The organism is Trichocoleus desertorum ATA4-8-CV12 (assembly GCA_019358975.1).
In the GTDB taxonomy this organism is placed as follows: domain Bacteria; phylum Cyanobacteriota; class Cyanobacteriia; order FACHB-46; family FACHB-46; genus Trichocoleus; species Trichocoleus desertorum_A.
Genome location: JAHHIL010000011.1, coordinates 44,718 through 69,605, shown reverse-complemented (window position 1 = coordinate 69,605; position 24,888 = coordinate 44,718). Strand labels below are relative to the sequence as shown.

23 protein-coding genes and 1 tRNA gene are annotated in these 24,888 nt (G+C 48.2%); 12 read left to right on the top strand and 12 right to left on the bottom strand.

The window, feature by feature from the left end:
- Positions 1 to 8: 8 nt before the first annotated feature.
- Positions 9 to 290, bottom strand: a complete 282-nt coding sequence (gene clpS / locus KME12_11290) for an ATP-dependent Clp protease adapter ClpS (protein MBW4488361.1) — start codon at positions 288 to 290, stop codon at positions 9 to 11.
- A 295-nt stretch (positions 291 to 585) separates the two neighbouring features.
- Between clpS and KME12_11285 the strand changes: the two genes are divergently transcribed.
- On the top strand, positions 586 to 987 hold the full coding sequence (locus KME12_11285) for a hypothetical protein (protein ID MBW4488360.1): 402 nt from the start codon (positions 586 to 588) through the stop codon (positions 985 to 987).
- Between the two features lie 140 nt (positions 988 to 1,127).
- On the opposite strand, the gene KME12_11280 is transcribed toward KME12_11285, so the two are convergent.
- Entirely contained in the window at positions 1,128 to 1,322 is a 195-nt protein-coding gene (locus KME12_11280; GenBank protein ID MBW4488359.1) for a hypothetical protein, read from the bottom strand.
- 898 nt (positions 1,323 to 2,220) lie between these two features.
- Here KME12_11280 and KME12_11275 point away from each other — a divergent pair.
- From KME12_11275 to KME12_11260, 4 genes are all read left to right on the top strand, one after another.
- Positions 2,221 to 2,565 (top strand): STAS domain-containing protein, encoded by a 345-nt coding sequence (locus KME12_11275; protein MBW4488358.1) that lies wholly within the window; start codon positions 2,221 to 2,223, stop codon positions 2,563 to 2,565.
- Between the two features lie 167 nt (positions 2,566 to 2,732).
- Entirely contained in the window at positions 2,733 to 5,447 is a 2,715-nt protein-coding gene (locus KME12_11270; protein MBW4488357.1) for a TIGR03960 family B12-binding radical SAM protein, read from the top strand.
- A 548-nt stretch (positions 5,448 to 5,995) separates the two neighbouring features.
- A complete protein-coding gene (locus KME12_11265; protein ID MBW4488356.1) occupies positions 5,996 to 8,230 on the top strand; it encodes an Rne/Rng family ribonuclease in 2,235 nt (744 codons plus the stop codon).
- A 59-nt stretch (positions 8,231 to 8,289) separates the two neighbouring features.
- Positions 8,290 to 8,964 carry a ribonuclease HII gene (locus KME12_11260; GenBank protein MBW4488355.1) on the top strand — a complete coding sequence of 225 codons (675 nt, stop codon included), beginning with the start codon at positions 8,290 to 8,292 and terminating at the stop codon, positions 8,962 to 8,964.
- Here KME12_11260 and KME12_11255 read toward each other — a convergent pair.
- Entirely contained in the window at positions 8,954 to 9,538 is a 585-nt protein-coding gene (locus KME12_11255) for a DUF1997 domain-containing protein (protein ID MBW4488354.1), read from the bottom strand. The genes KME12_11260 and KME12_11255 overlap by 11 nt on opposite strands.
- Positions 9,539 to 9,773: 235 nt before the next feature.
- On the opposite strand from KME12_11255, the gene pheA reads away from it, so the two are divergent.
- The 3 genes from pheA (at position 9,774) to KME12_11240 (ending at position 11,848) form a co-directional block, all read left to right on the top strand.
- On the top strand, positions 9,774 to 10,634 hold the full coding sequence (pheA, locus tag KME12_11250; protein ID MBW4488353.1) for a prephenate dehydratase: 861 nt from the start codon (positions 9,774 to 9,776) through the stop codon (positions 10,632 to 10,634).
- 480 nt (positions 10,635 to 11,114) lie between these two features.
- Positions 11,115 to 11,465, top strand: coding sequence for a hypothetical protein (locus KME12_11245; GenBank protein MBW4488352.1), 351 nt, complete (start codon positions 11,115 to 11,117; stop codon positions 11,463 to 11,465).
- Between the two features lie 312 nt (positions 11,466 to 11,777).
- Positions 11,778 to 11,848: transfer RNA gene (locus KME12_11240), tRNA-Cys, on the top strand.
- Between the two features lie 261 nt (positions 11,849 to 12,109).
- On the opposite strand, the gene KME12_11235 is transcribed toward KME12_11240, so the two are convergent.
- Positions 12,110 to 12,499, bottom strand: coding sequence for a helix-turn-helix transcriptional regulator (locus KME12_11235; GenBank protein MBW4488351.1), 390 nt, complete (start codon positions 12,497 to 12,499; stop codon positions 12,110 to 12,112).
- Between the two features lie 83 nt (positions 12,500 to 12,582).
- On the opposite strand from KME12_11235, the gene KME12_11230 reads away from it, so the two are divergent.
- Positions 12,583 to 13,020: an acyl-CoA thioesterase gene (locus tag KME12_11230; GenBank protein MBW4488350.1), complete on the top strand. Its 438-nt coding sequence runs from the start codon at positions 12,583 to 12,585 to the stop codon at positions 13,018 to 13,020.
- Positions 13,021 to 13,065: 45 nt separating this feature from the next.
- Positions 13,066 to 13,533, top strand: coding sequence for a GNAT family N-acetyltransferase (locus KME12_11225; GenBank protein MBW4488349.1), 468 nt, complete (start codon positions 13,066 to 13,068; stop codon positions 13,531 to 13,533).
- A gap of 87 nt (positions 13,534 to 13,620) precedes the next feature.
- On the opposite strand, the gene aroC is transcribed toward KME12_11225, so the two are convergent.
- From aroC to KME12_11210, 3 genes are all read right to left on the bottom strand, one after another.
- Positions 13,621 to 14,709, bottom strand: coding sequence for a chorismate synthase (gene aroC / locus KME12_11220; protein MBW4488348.1), 1,089 nt, complete (start codon positions 14,707 to 14,709; stop codon positions 13,621 to 13,623).
- 112 nt (positions 14,710 to 14,821) lie between these two features.
- Entirely contained in the window at positions 14,822 to 15,904 is a 1,083-nt protein-coding gene (gene psbA / locus KME12_11215; protein ID MBW4488347.1) for a photosystem II q(b) protein, read from the bottom strand.
- Between the two features lie 166 nt (positions 15,905 to 16,070).
- Positions 16,071 to 17,129 carry a hypothetical protein gene (locus KME12_11210; protein ID MBW4488346.1) on the bottom strand — a complete coding sequence of 353 codons (1,059 nt, stop codon included), beginning with the start codon at positions 17,127 to 17,129 and terminating at the stop codon, positions 16,071 to 16,073.
- 619 nt (positions 17,130 to 17,748) lie between these two features.
- Here KME12_11210 and KME12_11205 point away from each other — a divergent pair.
- Together KME12_11205 and cofG are read left to right on the top strand one after the other, a co-directional pair.
- On the top strand, positions 17,749 to 18,351 hold the full coding sequence (locus tag KME12_11205; protein ID MBW4488345.1) for a hypothetical protein: 603 nt from the start codon (positions 17,749 to 17,751) through the stop codon (positions 18,349 to 18,351).
- Positions 18,352 to 18,416: 65 nt separating this feature from the next.
- On the top strand, positions 18,417 to 19,409 hold the full coding sequence (gene cofG, locus KME12_11200; protein ID MBW4488344.1) for a 7,8-didemethyl-8-hydroxy-5-deazariboflavin synthase subunit CofG: 993 nt from the start codon (positions 18,417 to 18,419) through the stop codon (positions 19,407 to 19,409).
- A 91-nt stretch (positions 19,410 to 19,500) separates the two neighbouring features.
- On the opposite strand, the gene KME12_11195 is transcribed toward cofG, so the two are convergent.
- The 5 genes from KME12_11195 to rpsG all read right to left on the bottom strand — a co-directional run bounded on the left by KME12_11195 (position 19,501) and on the right by rpsG (position 24,841).
- Positions 19,501 to 20,154, bottom strand: a complete 654-nt coding sequence (locus tag KME12_11195; GenBank protein ID MBW4488343.1) for an LON peptidase substrate-binding domain-containing protein — start codon at positions 20,152 to 20,154, stop codon at positions 19,501 to 19,503.
- A gap of 296 nt (positions 20,155 to 20,450) precedes the next feature.
- Positions 20,451 to 20,768: a 30S ribosomal protein S10 gene (gene rpsJ / locus KME12_11190; protein MBW4488342.1), complete on the bottom strand. Its 318-nt coding sequence runs from the start codon at positions 20,766 to 20,768 to the stop codon at positions 20,451 to 20,453.
- Positions 20,769 to 20,909: 141 nt separating this feature from the next.
- The gene (gene tuf, locus KME12_11185; protein MBW4488341.1) at positions 20,910 to 22,139 is read right to left on the bottom strand and encodes an elongation factor Tu; all 1,230 of its coding nucleotides are present in this window, start codon (positions 22,137 to 22,139) and stop codon (positions 20,910 to 20,912) included.
- A gap of 23 nt (positions 22,140 to 22,162) precedes the next feature.
- Complete coding sequence (fusA, locus tag KME12_11180; protein MBW4488340.1) at positions 22,163 to 24,286, bottom strand: elongation factor G; 2,124 nt, start codon at positions 24,284 to 24,286, stop codon at positions 22,163 to 22,165.
- 84 nt (positions 24,287 to 24,370) lie between these two features.
- A complete protein-coding gene (rpsG, locus tag KME12_11175; protein MBW4488339.1) occupies positions 24,371 to 24,841 on the bottom strand; it encodes a 30S ribosomal protein S7 in 471 nt (156 codons plus the stop codon).
- Positions 24,842 to 24,888 lie beyond the last annotated feature (47 nt).

Below are 24,888 nucleotides of genomic sequence, written 5' to 3'. Positions count from 1 at the left end.
TGTGGCTTTTACTCGTCTGGCTCGATTGTGCTACTAAGGCCATGAGTTTTTAAAGTTTCGCTGTAAAATTCAGCATGCTCCTGGGCACAGGTAATGACTAAAGCCATGCCATTGCTATGGGCTTCCATCATGATGCTGACGGCCTGTGGCTGAGTCAGACTAGGCACTGTATGAATCAAAGTCTGTACCACATACTCCATAGAGTTGTAGTCATCGTTATGCAGTAAAACCCGGTAGCGTGGCGCAAGTTTACGGGCCGTTGAACGCTGTTCAATGGTCTCGACAGACATTGCTCTCCTCTCTTCTAATTAACTTACTATTGCTAAAAGACTCATTGGTTGTAGCTGTCCTGTTTGCCAGGTAAAGGCTTGGTACTACTATTCCACCACATTAACTTTGCTGCTTAGGATTGTGTGGGTATTTTTAGTTGAAACCAATCAGGTAGCTCATGGCTAGTTCTACCTAATAATACTCAATTCCCTAATCTGGTGACTGTTATCAGCGAAATTACTCTTCTGCGAGAGGCACTTCTAACTTCTAGAATAGGAGGACGCGGAACTTGTAGTTCTTCTGTCGTCTGTGTTGATGGACCGCCCTAACGATTTGCAGCCACATCAGATTCTTTATCTAGAGCACGATCGCGATCGCGTTTATGTTGAGCTAATTCAGCAAGTGGTATCGCGCCAAATGTATTGGTCTCGGCCCTTAGCGCTCGTGACAGGTGTTGCTTGTGATCCTGCCGCTGGTTACTACCAACCTGTTGAGGAAGCGGCGCCAGCCATTTACGATTTACGTCAAGCGCCCGATTTGCTCTGGCCTGCGCTATTGTTCCAGCCTGCTTTAGATACTGAGGTCATTCCTCTACTGAGTACCCTTTACGCTTCAGAGGCTGAGGCTCACCCGGAAACTGCACAAATAGCTCATCAACAGCTTAAGCACTTTATGCACCAAGTTTGGGCAGCGGCTCCAGACGCCTTTCGGGCATAGAAAAAATTTATTTTGGGCTTACCAGAGCGTAGTCCGCAGTTGTTGATCTGGTATTCCAGCGCGATTCAGATGCACCCTGATATTGACAGCAATTTGTTGAGCACTAGCTTTGAATTGAGAAAGTCTCTGATCGAAGCAAGCTAAGGACTAGGAACTAGTCGAATTCGACCTGCATCCATTTCAGCCATTAATAGTTCTAGGGCTTCGTAATCAACGTCAGAAATATAACCCCGGCGAGTTAGTTCATAGTTGATTTCATTTTCAATATCAGGAGTTAACTGCTTGAAATATAGGGCTTTTTCTACTAAGCGTCGAATAACAGCGGTCGCTTGCATGGCAGGATCACTAGAACTTCATACTTAGAATTCTCCACCGAGCTTATAAGTAAAAAGGTGATCAGAAACTATCTTTTTGGGTGATCCTCGTCACGATTTAACTCAAAAATTCCCGTGTTGTGAGGGAAGCCTTATCCAGTATGAATTTGATCAAAATACAATGTCTTTAAATACTTTTAATAAGGTTAACAAAAGATTAAAAATAGCAGCTTTAGGTTTAAGTATTTTAGCAGCACTACTACAATTCTGAATCTGCGGCTGTACTCTACACAACAATTTCGGCAGAGAAGAAGGTTGAATTTAAGGAGTAGTAAACCTTTCTATTGAATGATTGACAATTTTAGGGAGGTTCAAAGTAATTCTAAAAGATTAGTGGCCTGCTTTTTTGGGTTTAAGCTTTGCTCAAAACTAGTCAACTCTACCTGATAGCCAGCAATCGAGTCAGACTGTAGCGGCTGAAAGGTTTACTGCTTAAAGAGCTTACTCTTAGCCTAACCTTGTGGCTGATGTTGGATCTTTTTAGAGTACTTCATTTTCAGGCAAGCTTTAGCCAGTTTTTTGTTCTTCAAATTCTCTACCTTATGCAGGATGAAAATATTGCTTATATATCTACCTGAATAAATTTTATAGGCTTTTTATAGGGCTCTACTTCCGGAGAGGACTAGGTAAAGGAGCCATATTTTAAGACTGGTCTCAGCTCGACCTGAAAACTAGGAATCAGTAGTCTGGCATACCATTCCGTAATAACACTTACCTAAAACTTTAAACATACGGGGTTGTCTTATGAAGATTCCGCAAAATAACCCTAGGGCAGTAGGCGAATACGAAGGAGACCGATTATGGTCAAAACATCGTATTCAAAGTTCTTTGATTTTTAGCGCTTAACAGGATTGCGGTTATGAAAAGTGTTCTGCTTCAGCCTCAAGTTACAGTGGTTCAACCTCACGGTCATATCAATGCTTCAAATGCCGTTGAGTTTCAGCAGCAACTAACGACCGCTATCTCTTCACAACAACCTCAAGTGCTGCTGATCGACATGAGTCAAGTAGAGTCCCTAGACAGCGCTGGTCTAATGGGTTTGGTGTCTGCGCTCAGCTTGGCTCAGCGCCTCAATTGTCGCTTTAGCCTCTGCTGCATCTCAGCTCCCATCCGGATTATTTTTGAGTTGACCCAGCTCGATCGCATTTTCGAAATCTTTGATAACCGAGCTGCCTTTGAAGCGGCGATCGCGCTTGCTGCCTAAATCTCACAGCTAAAAGCACTCCTTTCAAAAGTGCCTTGCTTTGCCGCCCCAGTCTCTGGTTCCACAACTGCTTGAACGGTTGCTCAGGACATTTCAGTATAGTAGTAGGGCGAACTACTAACTGAAAGACAGTCGCAGTTGCTGGAACCAGAAGAGAGCTTTTTGCCGTGGCAGTTGCAATCGAAGAATTACTGACCCCTGAAATCTTGCGACCCGCCCGCTATTTGGGCAATGAACTGGGAGCTGTTCATAAGGCTTGGGATAGTGCCTCAGTGCGTTGGGTCCTGACTTACCCAGAAATCTATGAGGTAGGTGCGTCGAATCTAGGACACATCATCCTCTACAACATTCTCAACGCTCAGCCTCGGCAGTTGTGCGATCGCGCTTATTTGCCTGCGCCAGATTTGGCAAGTAAGCTACGCAGCACTCAAACGCCGCTGTTTGCGGTGGAGTCACGGCGATCGCTGACTGATTTTGATATTTTTGGCTTTAGCCTCAGCTATGAGCTAGGGGCTACCAACATTTTGGAGATGCTTGATCTGGCTGGCATGCCGCTCACCTGGCGAGAACGAGCCACAACAGAACCTTGGAACGTTCAGCAAGGCAGTTACCCGCTGATTTTTGCAGGGGGACAGACGGCTACTTCCAACCCAGAACCTTACGCAGAATTTTTCGATTTTATTGCTTTGGGCGACGGTGAGGAACTGTTGCCTGAGATTGGTCTAGTTCTAGAGGAAGGCAAGGCGGCAGGGCTAAACCGAGAACAACTACTTTTAGATCTGGCCCAAGTTCCGGGGGTTTATGTGCCCCAGTTCTACGATATGGCGGCGGATGGTTCGGTGTATCCCAATCGCCCAGATGTGCCCGATCGCGTTTTACGGCGGGTGGCTGCACCTCTACCTGCTTATTCGATTGGCTTAGTGCCCTACGTCCAAACCGTTCACGATCGCCTCACTATTGAGGTGCGTCGGGGTTGTACCCGTGGTTGTCGCTTCTGCCAACCCGGAATGCTAACTCGGCCAGCCAGAGATGTAGAACCCGAGCAGGTTGTAGACGCGATCGAGCAGGGGATGCGAGCTACAGGCTATAACGAGTTTTCTTTATTGTCTTTGAGTTGTTCCGATTACTTAGCGCTCCCTGCTGTGGGCGTAGAGATTAAAAATCGGCTGAAAGATGAGAATATTTCCCTTTCTTTGCCAAGCCAGCGGGTGGATCGCTTTGACGAAAATATTGCCAACATGATTGGCGGTACGCGCCAAATGGGACTAACCTTTGCCCCCGAAGCAGGAACGCAACGTCTCCGCGACATTATTAACAAAGGCTTAACGAACGAAGAATTGCTCCGGGGCGTGAAAACTGCTTATGAGCAGGGTTGGGATAAAGTTAAGCTTTATTTCATGATTGGCTTGCCTGGTGAAACTGATGCCGATGTGATTGGCATTGCCGAAACGGTGCGCTGGTTGCAGCAAGAATGCCGCAGCAAAGGCCGCAAATCTTTCAGCTTCAATCTGACAATTTCTAACTTCACTCCCAAGCCTCATACCCCTTTTCAATGGCACTCGGTTTCAACCACCGAATTTCAGCGCAAACAAGCATTACTCCGAGAAGAATTCCGGCGCATCCGAGGGCTAAAGGTCAACTTTACCGATGTGCGAATCTCGGCGATGGAAGATTTTGTCGGTCGCGGCGATCGCCGTCTAGGGGCTGTGGTGCGGCGAGCCTGGGAACTGGGTGCAGGCATGGACTCCTGGTGGGAAAGTCTGGAGCGTGCTTTTGGGGCTTGGACTCAGGCGATCGCTGAAGCAGGCTTGACTTGGAAGTACCGCCAAGTGGAACAGGGCGAATGGAGCCTCATGGCAACAGATGACTCGGTGGCTCATAAACCCATTGCTAGTGACTCCATTGCTGCCGCCCAACCGACTAGTGAGGACGACTTAGAGGCGCGATTAGATGCCCCGCTACCTTGGGACCATCTAGATACTGGGATTGACAAAAAGTGGCTTAAAGAAGACTTGCTACGGGCTTTAGCCACTGCGATCGTTCCTGACTGCTCCTTTGAAGGTTGCTCTCACTGTGGGGTTTGTGGGCCAGACTTTGGTCATAACGTAGTGATTGCGCCACTACCTATCCCTGAATTCCAAGGTCACTTCACGCCGAATCAAGAGCGATCGCAACGAATTCGGGTTTGGTTTGGCAAACAGGGCGACATGGCTTTGGTCAGTCACCTAGACTTGGTGCGGCTCTGGGATCGGATCATCCGCCGAGCTGCACTACCGATTGCCTTTACGGGTGGCTTTCACCCCATGCCCCGCATTTCTATCGCTAATGCCTTGCCTTTGGGTGCCACCAGTGCAGGTGAAATTGTTGACTTTGAACTCACGAAACCTGTTGATGTTGAGGAGTTTCAACAGAAGTTGGCGACTTGCTTACCCAGCGATATTCCAATCTACCGCACGGAAGTCGTGGATCTTAAAACACCTTCAGCCACACAGTTACTAGAGCAAGCTGAATACTGGATTACGCTCACCGTGGCCGCTAGTGAAGAATTAGCCAGTCCTAGCTATCCCACTCTTGAACAATGGCAAGCTTGGATTGATGCCGTTAAGGCCCAGGATACGATCGCTTGGGAGCAAACTACCAAATCGGGCAAAGTGCAAACTATCAACCTGCGCGATCGCTTGTTCGAGCTAGCCTTGCTGCCTACTCACCCAGAGTTGGATCAGGCAACCACTCCTTTGCGCTTCGTCGGTAGTTGCCGTAATGACGGTACCTTACTCAAGCCAGAGCAAGTGCTTTATATGTTGGAACAAGTATCTCAAAGAGAACTGCGGCTCTTGCATACCCATCGGAACCAACTCTTTTTAGCCGTATCCGCTCAGTAATGATGTCTCAGCAGGGGCAGGTCTTGTGCCTGCCCGCCCAACTGTTGAGGACTTTGGGATTCAACTTGATAAACCGCAACCCAGGAAGTTCTGAAGATTAAAACCTTTTCCTGAATTAAGCGGTATGCTTATTTTTAATCGCTGCCAACCTAACAGGGTAGCATCGAAGTATCTGCACGCTATAATGCTTCTCAGATAGAAGTAGTTGAAGAACAAAAGCCTTTAGAGTTGCCGCTGAGTAGTGGCCTAAGAAAGGATGTTCTAGCCTACTTCTGAAAGACTTTCTGCCGCCTGCGATTCCGCCGCTTCCAGTACCTAACCCTTTACAGGAAGGTTCTGTCTTAGATTACTGCACTCGTTAGCGCCTGATTGCTGATTGTTCATTCAATCATCGATTCTTTCATTCGATTGTTCTGTAGGCGGTCTGCACCTCACCCGGCTGAGATGCACTCAGTCTGCTTTTCTCCGACGTCAGCTTAAAGCCAGCAAAGTGTTAGAGGCGTAAGTGTTGTGGTGCCTTTACTGCTGCCAATTTTTGAGGAAATTGAATGCCAAAACAAATTATTATCGCTGAGCAGCATCGCATCGCTGCTGTTTTTTCTGAAGATCAAATCCAAGAGTTGATTGTTGCCACAGGTAGCCACCAGATTAGTGATGTGTACCTGGGTGTCGTTGAGAATGTTCTACCTGGCATTGACGCTGCCTTTGTGAACATCGGCGATTCTGAGCGGAATGGCTTCATCCATGTGACAGACCTAGGCCCATTGCGCTTAAGGCGATCCGCCGCTTCCATTACCGAACTATTGGCTCCCCAGCAAAAAGTCTTAGTTCAGGTGATGAAAGAGCCGACAGGCAACAAAGGGCCTCGACTCACAGGGAATATCACACTGCCAGGACGCTACTTGGTCTTAATGCCCTACGGTAAAGGGGTTAACCTCTCGCGGCGGATTCGCAACGAAAACGAGCGCAACCGTTTGAGAGCCCTCGCTATCTTAATTAAACCTGCTGGGATGGGACTGCTGGTCAGAACTGAAGCCGAAGGAATGGCTGAAGAAGCGATTCTGGAAGACTTAGAAGCACTCCAAAAGCAGTGGGAGTCTATTTTGCAGGAAGCCAGCTCTACTAGAGCACCTGCTTTGCTAAACCGTGATGATGATTTCATTCAGCGGGTGTTGCGAGATACGTACAGTGGTGAGGTGAATCGGATTGTTGTAGATTCTCACACGGGTCTCAAGCGGGTGAAGCAGCACTTGATGAACTGGAGCGGTGGGCGATCGCCTCAAGGAGTGTTGATTGATCAGCATCGCGATCGCATCTCGGTGCTGGAGTACTTCCGCGTCAACGCTGCGATCCGGGAAGCGCTTAAACCAAGAGTGGATCTGCCTTCCGGTGGCTACATCATTATTGAGCCTACTGAAGCGCTGACTGTCATTGATGTGAACTCTGGCTCTTTCACTCGCTCTGCCACGGCCCGCGAGACGGTGCTATGGACCAACTGTGAAGCCGCGACTGAAATTGCGCGTCAACTGCGCCTACGCAACTTGGCTGGTGTAATCATTGTTGACTTCATCGACATGGATACTCGGCGCGACCAGTTGCAAGTTCTGGAGCACTTCAACAAAGCCCTGAAATCAGACAAGGCCAGACCCCAAATTGCTCAACTGTCAGAGCTGGGTCTAGTTGAGCTGACCCGCAAGCGCCAAGGCCAAAATATTTATGAACTGTTTGGTCGCACTTGCCAAACTTGTGGCGGTTTAGGGCACACCGTTCACTTGCCAGGAGAACTTCCTCAATACGACACCGATGTAGCAGAGCGATCGGGCACGTTGGGCATGAGGGAATCTGCTGCTCCCAGTACAGAATTGCGTGTGCGAGTCCGAGAGCCGATCAATCGCGAACCCGTTAGCAGAGAACCGATTAGCAGGGAACCGATTAACAGAGAGCCCCTCAATCCTGAACCCGCTACCTTTAATGCTTGGGAAGGACGGGGAGATGACTTGGAGTTTGATGGTGGTAGCGATCCGCTAGAGCCAGATTTGATGAACCATCCTAATTATCAGGAGCGGGGTGGTCCTGGTAACAATCGTCGTCGTCGTCGTCGCCGCATTACCTTAGGTGAGGGTGAAGTTGCTCCCAGGGGGCCCGTCAATTCTAGAGAAGTGATTCCTGTGAAGGCGATCGCGGTCAAAGCGGAGTATGTCCCTGAACCAGAAACGGTGGCACCTTTAGAAGACTTTCCCATCGTTGCTCCGAAGGAAGCTGAACCGGAAAGGCCAGAGCGCGTTAAATCCGCCAAGCGAGAATTTATCAAGCCCGTGGTTGAACCGCCGGAAGTTTTCACCGTTGAGATGACGCCGGAAGAGCAGGACGTATTTGCGTTGATGGGTATTTCTCCCTTAGTCCTGCTAAACCAGGAAGTTAAGGACCCTAAATCTGCGGTGATCCAAGTCGCTCTACCGGGACAGGCACCTCTGCCCAGTAACCCAGTACCGCCAACTGAGAATGGGGCTGCGCCGTCCATCGATTTTGTGGCACCTCGCGCTACCGAGACAGCTCGTGTAGCTCCTCCGGTCAGAAATACCCCAACGGTTGTTTTAGAAACGGCACCTCCAGAAACTCCAACCACGGCTGGAGATACGAGAGAGGCAGTTCAGGCTGAGACAACTGTTGCTGATGTAGCCACTCCCACAGCGGCAGAACCAGAAGACAAACTAGGTTCTGCTCGGCGTCGGCGTCGGCGTTCCTCGGCTGCGGCTGATGCAGCGTCCAACACGGACGATTAATCAACGGCTAGGAGTCTTCAGGTGACAATGCAGGTGAAGCGGTGAAGCAGCTAAAACTTCTGGAAGCGCCAGACTTTGGCTACACTCAGCAGCTGATTGCTGGGGTGGATGAAGTAGGTCGAGGTGCTTTGTTTGGTCCAGTTGTAGCCGCAGCAGTCATTTTGTCACCTGAGACGCTATTGCCCTTGATTGATATAGGTGTAACTGACAGCAAACAGTTGTCGAGTGGGCAAAGGCAGCAATTAGTGGGCCAGATTCGGGCCGTTGCTGTGGATTGCCAAATTGGTATTGCCTCTGTGGCCGAGATTGATCAACTGAATATTCTTCAGGCTTCGCTACTAGCAATGCAGCGGGCTGTTTTGAAGCTTCAAGTCCAGCCCGACTTGTGTTTGATTGACGGGAATCAAAAAATTCCGACGTTATTGCTCCCTCAACAAACTTTGGTGAAGGGCGATCAACATTCGGTCGCGATCGCAGCTGCTAGTATTGTGGCTAAGGTTTGGCGAGACAGATTCATTGCTCGTTTGGCAGCGCATTACCCAGCCTATGATTTGATAGCGAATAAAGGGTATGGTACGGCACGACATCGCCAAGCTTTGCAGAGATTGGGGCCATCTCCTCTGCATCGACGTTCGTTTAGTCCCTGTCGGGTAAATCAACTGGGCACTAGAGCGCTTAGCGAGGCGATCGCGCCTATCTCGACTCAATTAGACTTAGGGCCAGCTACGCTGTAGGACTATTGACTGATAGGTTAGTGGGTGGCAAGGTGATTTCCTCTGCTTGGGCATGAACCCATCGGCAGTAGTCTGACAACAGTTGATGCATTAATCGTTGTTTGATCGTCAGCAAAACGCTTTTTAACAGACCGTTGCCTGTAGCTTCCAGCAAAGAGCGGGGCATGAATGAAAAAGGAGGTGGCAACTCCACCTTGACCTCTAAGTTAGCTTGTCCTTTCAGGTGAGTCACCCCATACAGCAGGACTGGAGACAATTGACCCACTAAGTTGAGACTAAAGCGCTGATTGATATATTCCACCCCTCGGATCTCACAGCCGACAGACTCTAAATGCACTGTGCCCTCACGCTCAGCCCAGACTCTCATGTCCACAGTGGGTTGAATGCTGAGATTCATGAAGGAAAGGGGACGCATTTTTAAGCGAAAACATTCGTCTGTCAGCAGTTCCACTCGGCTAGGGTCAGCCAAGGCATTCACGAGGCGTTGGGGTTGGCGTAAATAGTGTTGAATGGGAATGGGCTGTTCTGGAACGGCGATTTCCACCCCTTGGGATGCTACAAAGCGAGTGTACATGCGAGGATTAAGTATGGGTGCTGTTGCTATTCATTGAATTTTACAGTTTTTTTATAGTGTGAATCTCAGGCTTTCGAGAGAGCAATTGGGCTTAGCCTTGTGCAGACTGGGTTTCGGTCAACGAATCATGATAAATAATTAAATTTGACTTTTAAGAATCTTTATAAAAATAATTACTTCAGCTTCTTCTCATCTGGTAGACCTATACAGACTTATCGAGCAATAGTTAGATTTTATGGCGGTATCAATTGCGCATTTGGGGCCTTCTGGTACCAATGCAGAGACAGCAGCATTGGCTTTTTCGCACCATTTATCCCAAGCGACAGGCCAATCCACTCTGCTTTGCCCCTACTCCAATATTGGGCAAACTCTGCGAGCCGTAGCCCAAGATGATACCCAAATGGCAGTCGTGCCAGTAGAAAACTCGATTGAAGGGATCGTTACCATTACATTAGATACGCTTTGGCAGCTAGATCGGTTGCAGATTCAGCAAGCCTTGGTTTTACCGATTGTGCATGCGCTGCTGTCGCGATCGAAAAGTTTAGAAGCAATCAAGACGGTTTATTCTCATCCCCAAGCCCTGGCTCAGTGCCAAGAATGGCTAGAAAAGTTTCTGCCCCAAGCTCAGTTAGTCGCCAACAATTCCACGACTGAAGCCCTCCAGTTTTTGGATGACGACTCTACCATTGGCGCGATCGCTTCTCCACGAGCCGCCCAACTCTACAATTTGCCGATGTTGGCTCATCCGATTAATGACTACCCTGGCAACTGCACACGGTTTTGGGTCTTGAGTCTAGATCCTGCCCTTGGCGGCACTCATACTTCCTTAGGGTTTAGTGTTGCGGCTAACGTACCTGGAGCTTTGGTAAAACCCCTGCAAGTTTTGGCCGAACGAGGAATTAACCTGAGTCGCATTGAATCTCGCCCTACCAAGCGATCGCTCGGTGATTATTTGTTTTTTATGGACTTTGAAGCAGACTTGCGAGAATCATCTGTTCAAGCTGCTTTAGTGGAGCTAAAAAACTATACTGAAACTCTCAAAATTTTCGGTAGTTACTCGATACAAGATATTCCACTAGAGACCCTACCCCTCTGAAGCTGCAACCCCACTTCCTACCCCTAGTTTTTATTAGGCTAAGTGACGTTTCATACCTAGCTTGATAGAAGGTGGGTAGTGGAATGAGTGAGAGCAAACCTGAGTTAGTTAAAGTTCGCTATTAGGCTATGAGACTGGTGAGTACGGCTTGAAGCTCAATCAGCTCAATCACTCAAAGCTGTTCCTGGATTGGTTACAGCTTGACCCTCAAGTTCGGTGCTAGCATTTCGTCCGCAAGTACTCTGTGGTCGCTGCCCTTATTAGCTTCTCAATTTTAATTAGATTGCTAAGGCAATGAGCCTGAAAGTAGACGAGCAATAATAAATATTAAAGCCGTTTCCGCTTCCTATGGAAAAAACTATCCTGTAATTAAAGTTCTAGATGCATATTAATGGAATCTGTATTCTAGAAAACTTTTTCGGATGGCGTGAGGTAGTTGCCGATTATTCCATGCATTTATAGAAAGCTGGAGTTAGGAAAATGTCTAAAACTATCGCCAATCTAACGCTTCCATTGGTTTCCTTAGAAGTAGAAAACGTTTTAGATACCTGTCATTACCATCCCTACCGTCAAGCGTTTGCGATACCAGAATTACGCGAGCAGCTTATTGCTTACGTGCTCAATTGTGTGCCAGCCTGCTACGCCATGATTGAGGAGCACAGCGAGTTGGAAACAGACCCAGCCTTAGTGCCTCGCTCCTTACGCGATCGCTTACGACTGATGGTCGTGGAAGGAATTGAGCGCATTGTGGAAGAAAATGCCGATTGGGTCAGTCATCATATTCCTTCAGAGCTAAACTCAGGTTGCGCCCCCTCAAACTGGTTTGGCTAAGTGATCAACTCTGCTTAATTCATCAACAGCCTCAGGTTGCCAAATCGAGCTAATAGACTCGACTCGCTCAACTTGGATATTCTAGACTCCATCTAGGTAAAGCTTGAGCTGACGAGAGTCGGGTGAGCTGCGATCCAAAGCAGATTTGGCAACCTCAAGCTCAAATATAAATGGAAGTGGAGAGTGTGCCAGTTAATCGGCGATCGCTGCTGATGGATCGCGCTCTGGTTAAAAATGATTTGTTTGGAATAAAATCTGATTTGGATGATAAATCTCTCGAAAGATTTGATATACTTGTAATCCTGAAAGGTTGGCGGCATGGCCAAGTGGTAAGGCAGAGGACTGCAAATCCTTTACCCCCAGTTCGAATCTGGGTGCCGCCTTTAGAACTAATTATCTATAATTCTCGCAGACAGTCGTTTATAGCCTAAATTTCAAGCGCTCTCGAAAAAGGGATTCTGGATGAAGGCTGATAAGCGCCGATCAATAAGGCTGGAAATTTAGGCAAGTTGTAGGCAAGGATTTTTGGCGGTTGATGACCCGCCGGATTTGTCAGCAAAATTTTATAGGCCTACTGATGCACGTCGCCTGAAATTCAGTGGTGATAGATTTCGCGCAGTACTTAGAAGCTTGTCTGTTGACATTTATGGTTCAGTTGTTTTGAAGGTACTCGTGGAGTGATTGGCATCCCACGAATCACTCTGGGGAATCTGTGTGTCAGCAATATGCTTCAAGCCCCAAGAAGCTATTACTTTCAAAACAGGACGCAGGCTTTTTCCCTTCTCCGTAAGTTGATAGTTCATTCGGCGGGAATGGTTACTGTAAGGTTGCTTCTCTGCTAAACCTAATTCCTCAAGTAGTCTAAGGCGGTTTGCCAAGATATTAGTCGAAATTCCTTCAGGGGATTCTAAAAACTCTTCAAATCGTTGCTTGCCGAAGAACATCATGTCTCGGATGACAAGTAACGTCCAGCGATCGCCGATCAAATCCAAGGTACAGGAGACAGGGCAAGGAGAGCGCGTGGGTTGGGTCATAGCTAAATGCAGAAGCTTGCTTACTTGCATTTTACAAGTTATGCCGCTAAGCTACATTTTAACTTGCAACTTAAAAGCTATATATGGACGTATCAACTCAGAAACAACCGTTCGAAGTTGAGATACCTTTACCAGTTAAAACTTACGATATTGATTTTGCAGGTATCGTCAGCAATATCGTTTACATTCGTTGGTTAGAAGATTTGCGCTTAGAGATGTTAGCGCGCTACTTTCCGTTGGACGAACAACTCAAGCAGGGAATTGCGCCTGTTATTGTGCAAACAAAAATTGATTACAAGCAGCCCATCAGAATTTCTGATGCCCCAAGCGGCAAAATGTGGCTCAAGACGATGGAATCGTTGCGACTGAGTGTTAAGGCAGAGATTAATGTGAACGGTAAAGTAGCGGCTTTCGGCGAGCAAGTTGGTATTTTTGTTAATTTGCAAAACAACAAACCCATTCGGATGCCAGAAAGCCTGAAGCAGAAGTATCGTGATGTACAGGTTAAACCACTAAGTTAGCTTGTTAAAGCTTGCCATTTTTTCTTGCGGTCAAGAGGTTAACGAATGAGCATCAGGTCTGCTAATTCTAATGACGTGGGGCTTGTTTTTTCGTTCATTAAGAAGAAAGCAGAATTTGATCGAAATATTGGCGCTTTTTTGGGTGAGTTGCGGACATCCGAAGAAAAAATACATAAAACTCTTTTTGGAACAGTACCTTTTTCTTACGTATTATTTGCAGGGGCTTCAGGGGGTGAAATTGGCTTTGCCTTGTATGGGTTTAGATACTCGTCATTTGCAGGTCAACCCAGTATTTGGCTCGATGATCTGTATGTGGATGAATCAATGAGAAGCCAAGGGGCGGGTGCAGCGTTAATGGCTCGGCTGGCTCAAATTTCTCAAGAAAACGGTTGTACTCATCTCGCCTGGAATGCCGATGCTCGCAATACTCGTGGACTTAGTTTTTATCACCGATTGGGTGCAGAGGTTACAGAGCAACACGGCTATCGATGTTTTCTAAGGTGGGTGCCGTGACATAACACCTAATAAGCTATAGAAAACTCGGAGAAACTCTAAAGCTCCCCCAGACGGAATTTCTGTTGTCTCAAGTTGAGCGATCGCCTACAACACCTTGCACTGGCCGTAGTGACGCAAGAGATGATCGCAAAGCACCAAAGCGACCATCGCTTCTACCATCGGTACTGCTCTGGGTAAGACGCAAGGATCGTGGCGACCTTTGCCAGCGAGAGTAGTTTCTTCACCTTCGGTGGTAACAGTACGTTGCTCTTTTCGGATCGTTGCGGTGGGCTTGAAGGCAACCCGAATCACGATGTCTTCTCCATTAGAGATGCCACCTTGAACTCCGCCAGAGCGGTTAGTTGCTGTGCGAATTTCACCCGCTTCATCAATGTAAAATTCGTCGTTGTGCTCGCTGCCTGTCATTAAGGTGCCAGCAAAGCCAGAGCCAATTTCAAAACCTTTAGTTGCAGGTAAAGACATTACGCCTTTGGCTAAATCAGCTTCCAACTTATCAAACACTGGAGAGCCTAGCCCTTTAGGTACGCTGCGGGCTACACATTCAACGACCCCGCCTAGAGAATCACCTTGATCGCGAGCCGATTCCACAAGGGCGATCATTTGTTCAGCGCATTCTAGGTTAGGGCAGCGCACAATGTTACTTTCAACTTGCTCTAGGGTGACTGTTTTGGAGTCAATCACCGCTTCTAAGTCTTTGATGCGCTTAACATAGCTTACGACCTCGATCCCAGCGACCTGCTTGAGGATTTTTTTGGCGATCGCCCCTGCTGCGACTCGACCAATGGTTTCTCTAGCAGACGATCGCCCACCCCCCTGCCAGTTACGAATCCCGTACTTAGCGTCATAGGTAGCATCGGCGTGAGAAGGACGATACTTCTCGACCATCTCGTCATAGTCTTGAGAGCGGGTATCTTTATTCCGCACCAGGAGCGCGATCGGAGTTCCTAGAGTTTTGCCTTCAAACACCCCAGATAAAATTTCACAGGTATCGGCTTCTTTGCGAGGGGTGGTGATTTTGCTCTGTCCAGGCCGACGGCGATCGAGTTCAAACTGAATTTCTTCAGCGGAAATCTCTAGTGTTGGGGGGCAACCATCGATCACGACACCTACCCCACCGCCGTGGGATTCTCCGAACGTAGTAATCCGAAAGAGATGCCCAAACGTGTTGCCCATACTTCTTTACATAACTCAGAAACTCTAATCTTAACAGGGTTAAGTATTAGTAATGCAAAAAGCGCCCCCCGTGAGGAGAGCGCTCTACTTCTAACTAGGGACTAGCTAGAGATTAACCGTGAATAGCAGGAGCGCTCAGCGCTACAGGAGCAGCTTCGCCAGCAGCTAGGTCGAGGGGGAAGTTGTGAGCGTTGCGCTCGTGCATCACTTCCATCCCCAGGTTCGCACGGTTCAACACGTCAGCCCAGGTGCCAATCACTTGACCTTGAGAGTCGATGATCGACTGGTTGAAGTTGAATCCGTTCAGGTTGAACGCCATCGTGCTGATGCCCAAGGACGTGAACCAGATGCCGATCACAGGCCATGCACCCAAGAAGAAGTGCAAAGCGCGACTGTTGTTGAAGGACGCATATTGGAAGATCAAGCGGCCAAAGTAGCCGTGAGCTGCCACGATGTTGTAGGTCTCTTCTTCTTGACCGAACTTGTAACCGTAGTTCTGAGACTCGTTCTCGCTGGTTTCACGCACCAAGGAAGAAGTCACCAAGGAACCGTGCATCGCGGAGAACAGAGCGCCCCCGAACACACCTGCCACACCGAGTTGGTGGAAGGGGTGCATCAAGATGTTGTGCTCAGCCTGGAACACCAACATGAAGTTGAAGGTACCGGAGATGCCGAGGGGCATGCCATCGGAGAAGGAACCTTGGCCGATGGGGTAGATGAGGAAGACTGCGGTTGCGGCTGCGACAGGCGCAGAGTAAGCGACGCAGATCCAAGGACGCATGCCGAGGCGGTAGGAGAGTTCCCACTCACGACCCATGTAGCAGAAGACGCCAATGAGGAAGTGGAAAATCACGAGTTGGTAAGGGCCACCATTGTAGAGCCACTCATCGAGGGAAGCGGCTTCCCAGATGGGGTAGAAGTGGAGGCCGATCGCATTGGAGGAAGGCACCACGGCACCAGAGATGATGTTGTTGCCGTAGATGAGGGAGCCAGCGACGGGCTCACGGATACCATCGATATCGACGGGAGGAGCGGCGATGAAGGCGATGATGAAGCAGATGGTAGCAGAGAGCAGGGTTGGGATCATCAGGACGCCGAACCAGCCTACATAGAGGCGGTTGTCGGTGCTGGTGACCCAGTTACAGAACTGCTCCCACAGGTTGGCGCTTTCGCGTCTCTGTAGAGTAGTAGTCATGTCTGGATAAGTGCTTAATGAACTACAAAATGATGAGTGGATTTTGACTCCACTTAAATTTTACATTAAAGGATTTATTGAATTTTGTAAAGCGGTTTATGAGCATATGTCATTTAAAACTTAACTTTTGTTTACAATTGTCTTGGTTGGGGTGGCAACTAGTGGTTTAGCGATCGCTAGGAAAAAGATCCAGCTTCAAGTTGGCAACTGCTTGTTTGAGATCTAGAGCTAAGTAACGATCAACGGGTTGGTACGTCCAGTAGAGAAGGCTTTGAGCCGCTTGACAAGTCTTATGAAATCCGATCGCTGGCTGTAACTCTTCGTAAATAGGATGAATCGCAAGGGCATAAATATCGCATAAATTGGGAAAATCATCCTGCATCGCCGCCAACGTCTGCCGACCATCCTCTAAGAATTGGTACATTTGTTGCCGCTGCATGTAGGGCGGATCAATCATCCAAGAACGCACGAAAATAGAGGTACAGTCTGGGTCTCCTGGTGCTGCGATCTTAAAGGGGTCAACTTCAGTGCTAGTCGTTAAGTAAAGGCTTTTAGTGGGTGGCAGGAAAAAATTGACTTCAGATTCACTAGCCACAGGAAACAAGATATTAATGCCCACCGCATTCAAGTTGTCGCAGCGGCGCAGCACCCGCATCCCCTTGGGATATTGTTGAGCCCAAGACCGCAAAATCTTGGCGATTTTCTGAGGGGCGATCGCGGAGGAGTCTTTATCCATCCAGGAGTAATTACGAGCCAACAAGTTGGCAATGGGAATGGTGTCAGTTCTAGGATTAAAAGCATCTGGCATAACTTTTGGCAGGCTTAGCTGTTGCTCTGGGGCGGGAGGCAAAGGCCGAATGCCAATACAGATGGTATTTCCATCAAACTTTTTCTCAATTAACCCTAGAGCCGCCAAGCGATCGATCATCATGCCAGCCGCGCGATCGCTCCCTCTTTCCTTTCTGTTATAAAACAGTTCAGCTGCCTCTCGATGGGTACAAGAGACTAAACCCTCCAGGGTTTCCAACTCGGTCAAGGGAGCTTTAGGCAACTTACCAAACTGAGATTGCTGCTTCAAAACCAGATAAGCCCACAACTGCACCAAACATTCAGCCCGTCGTTGTGTTAACCCCACCCGACCCATCCAGAGGGAAACATAATGTTGCTGCTGCTGGACTGGAAACCAATGGTCTAACAATTCGGGTCTGAGTGGAGTAGTTTCAATGGCCCTTTGACCCTCAGCAATCAGCTTAGAGCGGCGATCAGAGTTAATCATGCGTCAATACCTGAGTCGGCAGAGTTCTAAAGAATTCGGTGCGGGCAGAATAGGGGCATGAAGCCAAAGAGCACCCTAACGAGTGAGTCTTGGAAAGGCAATTCAGTTGAAAATCTAAACTACAGGAAAGCCGAAAAAGGTTTAATGATTACTTCCTGAGCTTAGTTGAATACAGCCTATGGTCTTCCTAAGCGCTGATATAGCTTAGGCAAGCTGCTGACAAATCTATGGCAGCTCCAGTGCTCTTTGCCTGACTGATTTGCCTAATTGACATTATTATTCCGCAATTTCTCTATCGGAAGAGGAATTGTAATAAAAAACTTCACCCTGTTTCACCCCACTTCACCTTGTTTCAGGTCGCTCAGCACCACTTCAGGATTCTGGTGTTGTCTACAGGTTGCTCATTGCGTGTTCATTCGGAGAGCGCGCAGAATAGCTGCATGATTTGAGGAGCACCGCCATGACAGCCCGTCTACTGCCCCATCCTGTAGAGACTCAATTCCTCAAGACCCCTTTTAGAACTTCCTCTAATACCCCGATCTCTAGCAGACGTACCTGCAAATCGCACATGGATCGAAGAGATGATGTGCCTACAGTCAATACCTCCGGTTTAGAGATGATCTGGAGTGCGTTGCTAGAATCTTTGCCGCAAGGCGTGATGGTTCTCTCACGTAACCTTCAGCCTCTTTACCTGAATGAGAAAGCTAACCATCTGTGTCAACTGCTCGCTTCAGGCGATCGCCAATCTGCTAGTCTGCCTTTGGCAATTTCAGAAATTTGCTATCGGTTGCTAAAAAATATGAGTTCTGGTAAGCAACCGCTGGTTGTAGAACGTCAGACTCCCCAAGATCAGTTGATCCGCATTCGAGCGAGTTGGCTACCAGTAAACCTACAGGACTGTGCTGCTGACTCGCCGAGCAATTCTCAGTACGTTTTAGTGATCTTGGACAACTCCACCGAAGCCTTGCAGGAAGAATTACGCATTGAGCAAAAAAGATACGACTTGACCGAGCGTGAGTCCGAAATTTGGATGCTATTGCGACAAGAATGCAGCTACCAAGAGATCGCTAGAACTCTCCGCATCAGCTTGAACACTGTAAAAACCCACGTCAAAAATATCTACGCCAAAAAACGGAGTGGTCAATGGTGCGAACAGGTTATGGTGTTTTGAACGATGACCTGTAAGACTGAGCCGAGACAGCTAAAATTTCAACTTGCCTGTCTCTGGCTGATCCTATGTCTTTATCCACTTCATCTGTTGTCACCTTTAGTTCTGCCTACACTCTGGTACCGACTTATGAGTGCTTTAATCGCTGCACCTACTGCAATTTCCGCGTCGATCCAGGTCAGGACGTTTGGTTGTCTTTAAGCGAAGCAGAAACTCGACTGCGACGAGTTCAAGCCCAAGGTGCAGTTGAAGTTTTGCTGCTCAGCGGTGAAGTGCATCCAAATAGCCCCCAGCGGGCAGACTGGTTGAAGCGAATTTATGATTTAGCTGAGTTAGCTTTGTCTTTGGGACTACTGCCTCATACAAATGTAGGGCCGCTCAGTTTCAACGAGATGCTTCGGTTGAAGGGGGTGAATGTTTCTATGGGGTTGATGCTAGAGCAAGTTACCCCTAAGTTATTAGCCACTGTGCATCGTCATGCCCCTAGTAAAGTGCCTGAACTAAGGCTGCAACAGTTGGCTTGGGCGGGTGAACTGCAAATCCCTTTTACGACAGGATTATTATTGGGAATTGGTGAAACTCCTGCTGAACGCTGGGCGACCCTAGAAGCGATCGCGCGGATACAAGAGCGTTGGGGACATATTCAAGAAGTGATCTTGCAGCCTCATAGTCCAGGTCAAAACCAAACTTGGGCGGGTGCTGCCTTTGCCGCAGCAGAACTGATTGAGGTAATTGCGACGGCTCGCCAGATTTTACCTGACAGTATTACTCTACAAATTCCCCCTAACCTCATCCAACAACCGGAACTACTATTCGCTTGCTTAGCCGCAGGTGCGAGAGATTTGGGTGGGATTGGCCCACGCGATGAAGTGAACCCTGACTACTCCCATCCCGAAATAGAAACTTTAACGGCAATCTTGGCCCAAGCGGGATGGTCTTTAGTACCTCGTTTGCCAGTTTATCCCCAGTACGACGATTGGCTACCGACGCGATTGCAATCTGTGGTGCATCAGTGGCGCTCTACTATACACCCCCAAGTTAGTAATTTCTCCTCAGACTAAAAAGCCGCTCAGAGGAAATTCTGAACAGCCTATCGGTGTTTACAATTCAGAGTCTGCGTGAGCGCGATCGCTGAACTGCCAGAAGCTACTTTTACTTGGTTGTGTCTTTCAAAACATCCTTCAAGGCAGTCCGGGCAGCTAAATGATTGCGGGTAGAAGTGAGAATCTCTGCTTCTCGTTCTAGTCTTGCTACCGTGTCATGCATTTCTAGAAGGGCTTGTTGCTCAGTCGCAACGCCATACAAGTTACTAGCAACCCAATAAGATAGCTCTAGCGGTAGGTCGGGAATACTCTCTGGTAGCTCAATCACCTGCCCGGTTAGTTTGGCTGAAAGATGAACGACGTCACGGAGCAACTGTTCAACTTCGGTCGCTAAAGGTTTTAACTCTTGTTCGGTGGGCTGGTCTTCTATCCACTCTACAAGGCCTACACGGTAAGGCTTTTCTCGGACATACTCTAACACGCGAAACCGCTGTTGACCTAAGGTCCAGATCTTAATGCGGTCATCAGGCAAGCGTTGAAATTGGAGAATTTCAGCACAGCATCCTACTAAAGCAGGTTTTCCTTCAACCGGGTCCCACATCAATACCCCGAAGCGGCGATCGCCCTCGAGAATGGTATTCATCATGATCCGGTAACGGAATTCAAAAATGTGCAGCGGGAGAGGTCGACCGGGAAATAAAACTACTTCTGGGAGAGGAAATAGGGGCAGTTCTCGGACCGCAATTGATGAGGAGGATGCCATTGTCTAAAGATTAAGAGACAGTGCTTCTGTCTCTACTCTAGCCCATATCAGCAAGTCATCATGGTGTAGCTGAGATTTTTCCGGGGAAACTCAGCATTTGCACCTTCTGCAACCGTTGAGCAAATCAAGAAAACTAAAAATAAGAAGCCCCTCAAAGCTCATACCTCACGCTTCAAGGGGACAAAACCAACACTAAATTTGGTCTCAATATTTGATCTGAATTTACATTCTGAACTAATAAGGTTGCAAGATTGAAACCAGTTCTTCTTAGACTGCCTACAACCTACTCAAAACCCCTAGAGCTTGACTTCAATATCAACGCCTGCGGGTAAATCTAGTTTCATCAGGGCATCAATGGTCTTAGAAGAAGGCTGATGAATATCAATGATCCGATGGTGAGTCCGGGTTTCAAAGTGTTCGCGAGAATCTTTGTCTACGTGGGGCGATCGCAGAACGCAATAAATTCTCCGCTTAGTGGGTAGAGGGATAGGACCTACTGCCGTTGCATTCGTGCGATTTGCCGTATCAACAATTTTTTCGCAGGAAGTGTCCAAAAGACGACGGTCAAAAGCTTTGAGGCGGATACGAATTTTTTGCTGCTGAATAGTTGCCATTTTGATTTATTCGAATTTTCGAGGTTCTAGGGTCTGAGAAATAGCTTGCATAGCAAAGTACTATGACAAAAATTGGGAGCAGAAAAGGATTACCAACTTGGTGATCTACTTTTCTGCTCCTGGATCATCAGTAACAGCTAGTTACTTGAGGATCTTAGAAACGACACCCGCACCGATGGTACGACCGCCTTCACGAATCGCAAAGCGCATCCCTTGCTCAATCGCGATTGGGTTGATCAGCTCTACAGTCATCTTGATGCGATCGCCAGGCATAATCATTTCAGCTTCACTACCATCGTCGGAAGTAAAGGTGGTGATAGTACCGGTTACATCAGTTGTACGAACATAGAACTGAGGACGATAGCCAGGGAAGAACGGAGTATGACGACCGCCTTCTTCCTTTTTTAGAACATACACTTCAGACTCAAACTGAGTGTGAGGAGTGATGGATTTGGGCTGAGCAATTACCATGCCCCGCTCAATATCAGCCTTCTGGATACCACGCAGTAGCAAACCCGCGTTGTCACCAGCCATCCCTTCTTCAAGGCTCTTCTTGAACATCTCGATACCAGTTACAGTGGTGCTGCGAGTGTCCTTGATACCCACCAATTCAACGGTGTCACCAACCTTGATTTTGCCACGCTCAATCCGGCCAGTTGCGACTGTACCACGACCTGTGATGGAGAATACATCCTCTACCGCCATCAGGAAGGGCTTATCAACTTCACGCTCAGGAGTGGGGATGTAAGCATCAACTTCATCCATGAGTTGGTGAATCTTGTCAACCCACTGGTTTTCACCACGCTGCATTTTGGGATTAGCAGTCATGGTTTCTACTGCTTGCAGTGCCGAACCCGAAACGATGGGGATATCGTCGCCAGGGAAGTCGTAAGAGCTGAGGAGTTCGCGAACTTCGAGTTCCACCAACTCAAGCAGTTCTGCATCATCCACCATGTCTTCTTTGTTCAGGAAGACGACCATCGCTGGAACACCTACCTGCTTCGCTAGCAGGATGTGCTCACGAGTTTGAGGCATAGGACCATCAGCCGCAGATACCACCAGGATGGCACCATCCATCTGAGCGGCGCCAGTGATCATGTTTTTCACATAGTCAGCGTGACCAGGGCAATCTACGTGAGCATAGTGACGATTGGCAGTCTCGTACTCTACGTGAGCTGTGTTAATAGTAATGCCCCGTGCCTTTTCTTCAGGTGCAGCATCAATTTGCTCATAGTTTCTAGCTGCTGCCTGACCCAGAGCAGCCAGGGTCATTGTGATTGCAGCAGTCAGAGTGGTTTTACCGTGGTCAACGTGACCAATAGTACCGATGTTAACGTGGGGTTTAGTCCGTTCAAACTTTGCGCGTGCCATGAGTTATGTGTTCCTCTTCCTGATTATGCGTTCCCTTTACTCTTCGCGATGATTGTTTCAGCCACATTGCGAGGTACCTCATCATACTGGCTGAATTCCATCGTAAATGTACCGCGGCCCTGAGTCATAGACCGGATGTCCGTGGCATATCCAAACATCTCAGCTAACGGAACCTTAGTGGTCACCTTAGCAATTCCCTGTTCAACGGTTTGGCCTTCAATCTGGCCTCGACGGGAAATGAGGTTACCCATGACGGAGCCAAGGAATTCCTCAGGAGCCTCAGCCTCAACTTTCATCACAGGTTCTAGTAGAACAGGGGATGCCTTCATTACAGCTTCTTTGATTGCCATTGAACCAGCAATCTTAAAAGCCATTTCTGAAGAATCCACGTCGTGATAAGAACCGTCTACCATCGTGACCTTTACATCAATCACTGGGTAGCCAGCCAGAATTCCAGACTCACAGGCTTCTTTCATGCCCTGTTCTGCTGGGGCAATGTACTCTTTAGGTACAGTACCACCAACAATCTTAGAGACAAACTCAAAGCCGCTGCCTGTTTCACCCGGTTGCAGTTCAATCACAACGTGACCGTACTGACCCTTACCACCGCTTTGGCGGATAAATTTGCCTTCAGCTTTAACTGCCTTGCGGATGGTTTCACGGTAAGCGACTTGGGGGGCACCTACATTGGCTTCCACCTTAAATTCCCGTAGCATGCGATCTACAAGAATTTCTAGGTGCAGCTCACCCATGCCAGCAATCACGGTTTGGTTGGTTTCAGGGTCAATGCTAACCCGGAAAGTTGGATCTTCTTCCGAAAGCGCTTTCAGGGCCTTTGAAAGCTTCTCCATGTCTTGCTTGGTTTTCGGCTCAACTGCCACCGAGATCACAGGCTCTGGGATGTAAAGAGATTCCAGGATTACAGGAGCATTTTCATCGCAAAGCGTGTCCCCAGTCAAGGTATCTGACAAGCCAGGAATAGCACCCAAGTCCCCAGCACGCAGTTCGTCTACATCAATCCGGTCATCCGCTTTCAAGATAATGAGGCGAGAGACGCGCTCTTTCTTGTTTTTGGAAGCGTTAAGGATGTAGGTACCTTTCTTCAAGACACCTGAGTAGACTCTAACGAAGGTTAACCGACCGACAAACTTATCGGACATTACCTTAAAGGCTAGAGCTGAGAACGGCTCACTGTCGCTTGGACCCCGCTCAACCGTTGATCCATCGGGCAGTGTTCCTTGAACAGGAGGAATATCGACTGGAGCAGGCAGGTAATCAATCACTGCGTCCAGCATTTGCTGCACACCTTTGTTTTTGAAGGCAGAGCCACAGAGCATCGGGACAATCATTCCAGCAATGGTCCCTTTACGGATCGCAGCTCGAATTTCCTCTTCCGTCAGCTCTTCACCATTTAGATACTTCTCGGTGAGCGTATCATCGGTTTCCGCAACAGACTCGATTAACTTGGTACGGAACTCCTCAGCCTGTTCCCGAAATTCCGCAGGAATTTCAGTTTCCTCAATGTCAGTTCCCAAGTCGTTTTTGTAAATGTGGGCACGCATGCGTACCAAATCTACAAGACCCTTGAAGTTTTCTTCAGTGCCAATGGGAATTTGCACTGGAACCGCATTGGCACGTAAGCGATCGCGGATCTGACCGTAAACCTTGAAGAAGTTAGCTCCCGTCCGATCCATTTTGTTGACAAAGACCATCCGAGGGACTTTGTAGCGATCGGCTTGCCGCCACACAGTTTCAGATTGAGGTTGAACTCCGCCTACTGAGCAAAAGACAGCAATAACGCCGTCTAATACCCGCATGGAGCGTTCCACTTCAATCGTGAAATCCACGTGACCCGGAGTGTCAATGATGTTGATCTTGTATTCAGGCTCGCCTGCTAAAGCTTTAGTCGGGTTTTTAGGATCGCGACGAGCCCAAGCAGTACTAATTGCGGCAGCAGTGATGGTAATGCCTCGCTCCCGCTCTTGTTCCATCCAGTCAGTTATAGCAGTTCCGTCATGGACTTCGCCAATCTTGTGAACTACACCGGAGTAGAACAAAATGCGCTCTGTTGTTGTAGTTTTGCCCGCATCAATGTGGGCAGCAATACCAATGTTGCGTACTCGCTCAAGCGGGGTGGTGCGTGACACAGCTACCTCCTTTATCTTTGCCGCAAAAAATTTGCGCTTCTGTTAAAATTCTATACTTTTGTTGCGGAAACCAGGGTTCGGAGATCAATACCGATAGTGGGCGAAAGCCTTATTCGCTTCAGCCATGCGGTGGGTTTCTTCGCGCTTACGAATTGCGCTGCCTGTTTCGTTAGCTGCATCCATCAACTCGTTCGCTAGTTTGCCAGCCATGGTTCTGCCAGCGCGTTGGCGAGCAAATTGGCTTAACCAGCGTAAAGCGAGGGCAGTACCTCTATCGGAGCGTACTTCCATAGGAACTTGATACGTTGCTCCCCCCACCCGACGAGCTTTGACCTCAACGAGAGGCGTTGCATTCCGCACTGCTCTTTCAAATAGCTCTAGAGGATCTGAGCCTGTCCGTTCCTCAATGGTCTTGAAGGCATCATAAACAATATGAGCAGCAACGGACTTCTTGCCACTTTGCATAATGCGCCGCATCATCATGCTGACTAGGCGGCTGTTGTATACAGAATCGGGAGGAACAGGACGTTTTTGAATAACAGTACGACGAGACATATTGAGCCTTCAGAGAAAGAATTGCGGAACTACTATTTTGAATGCAA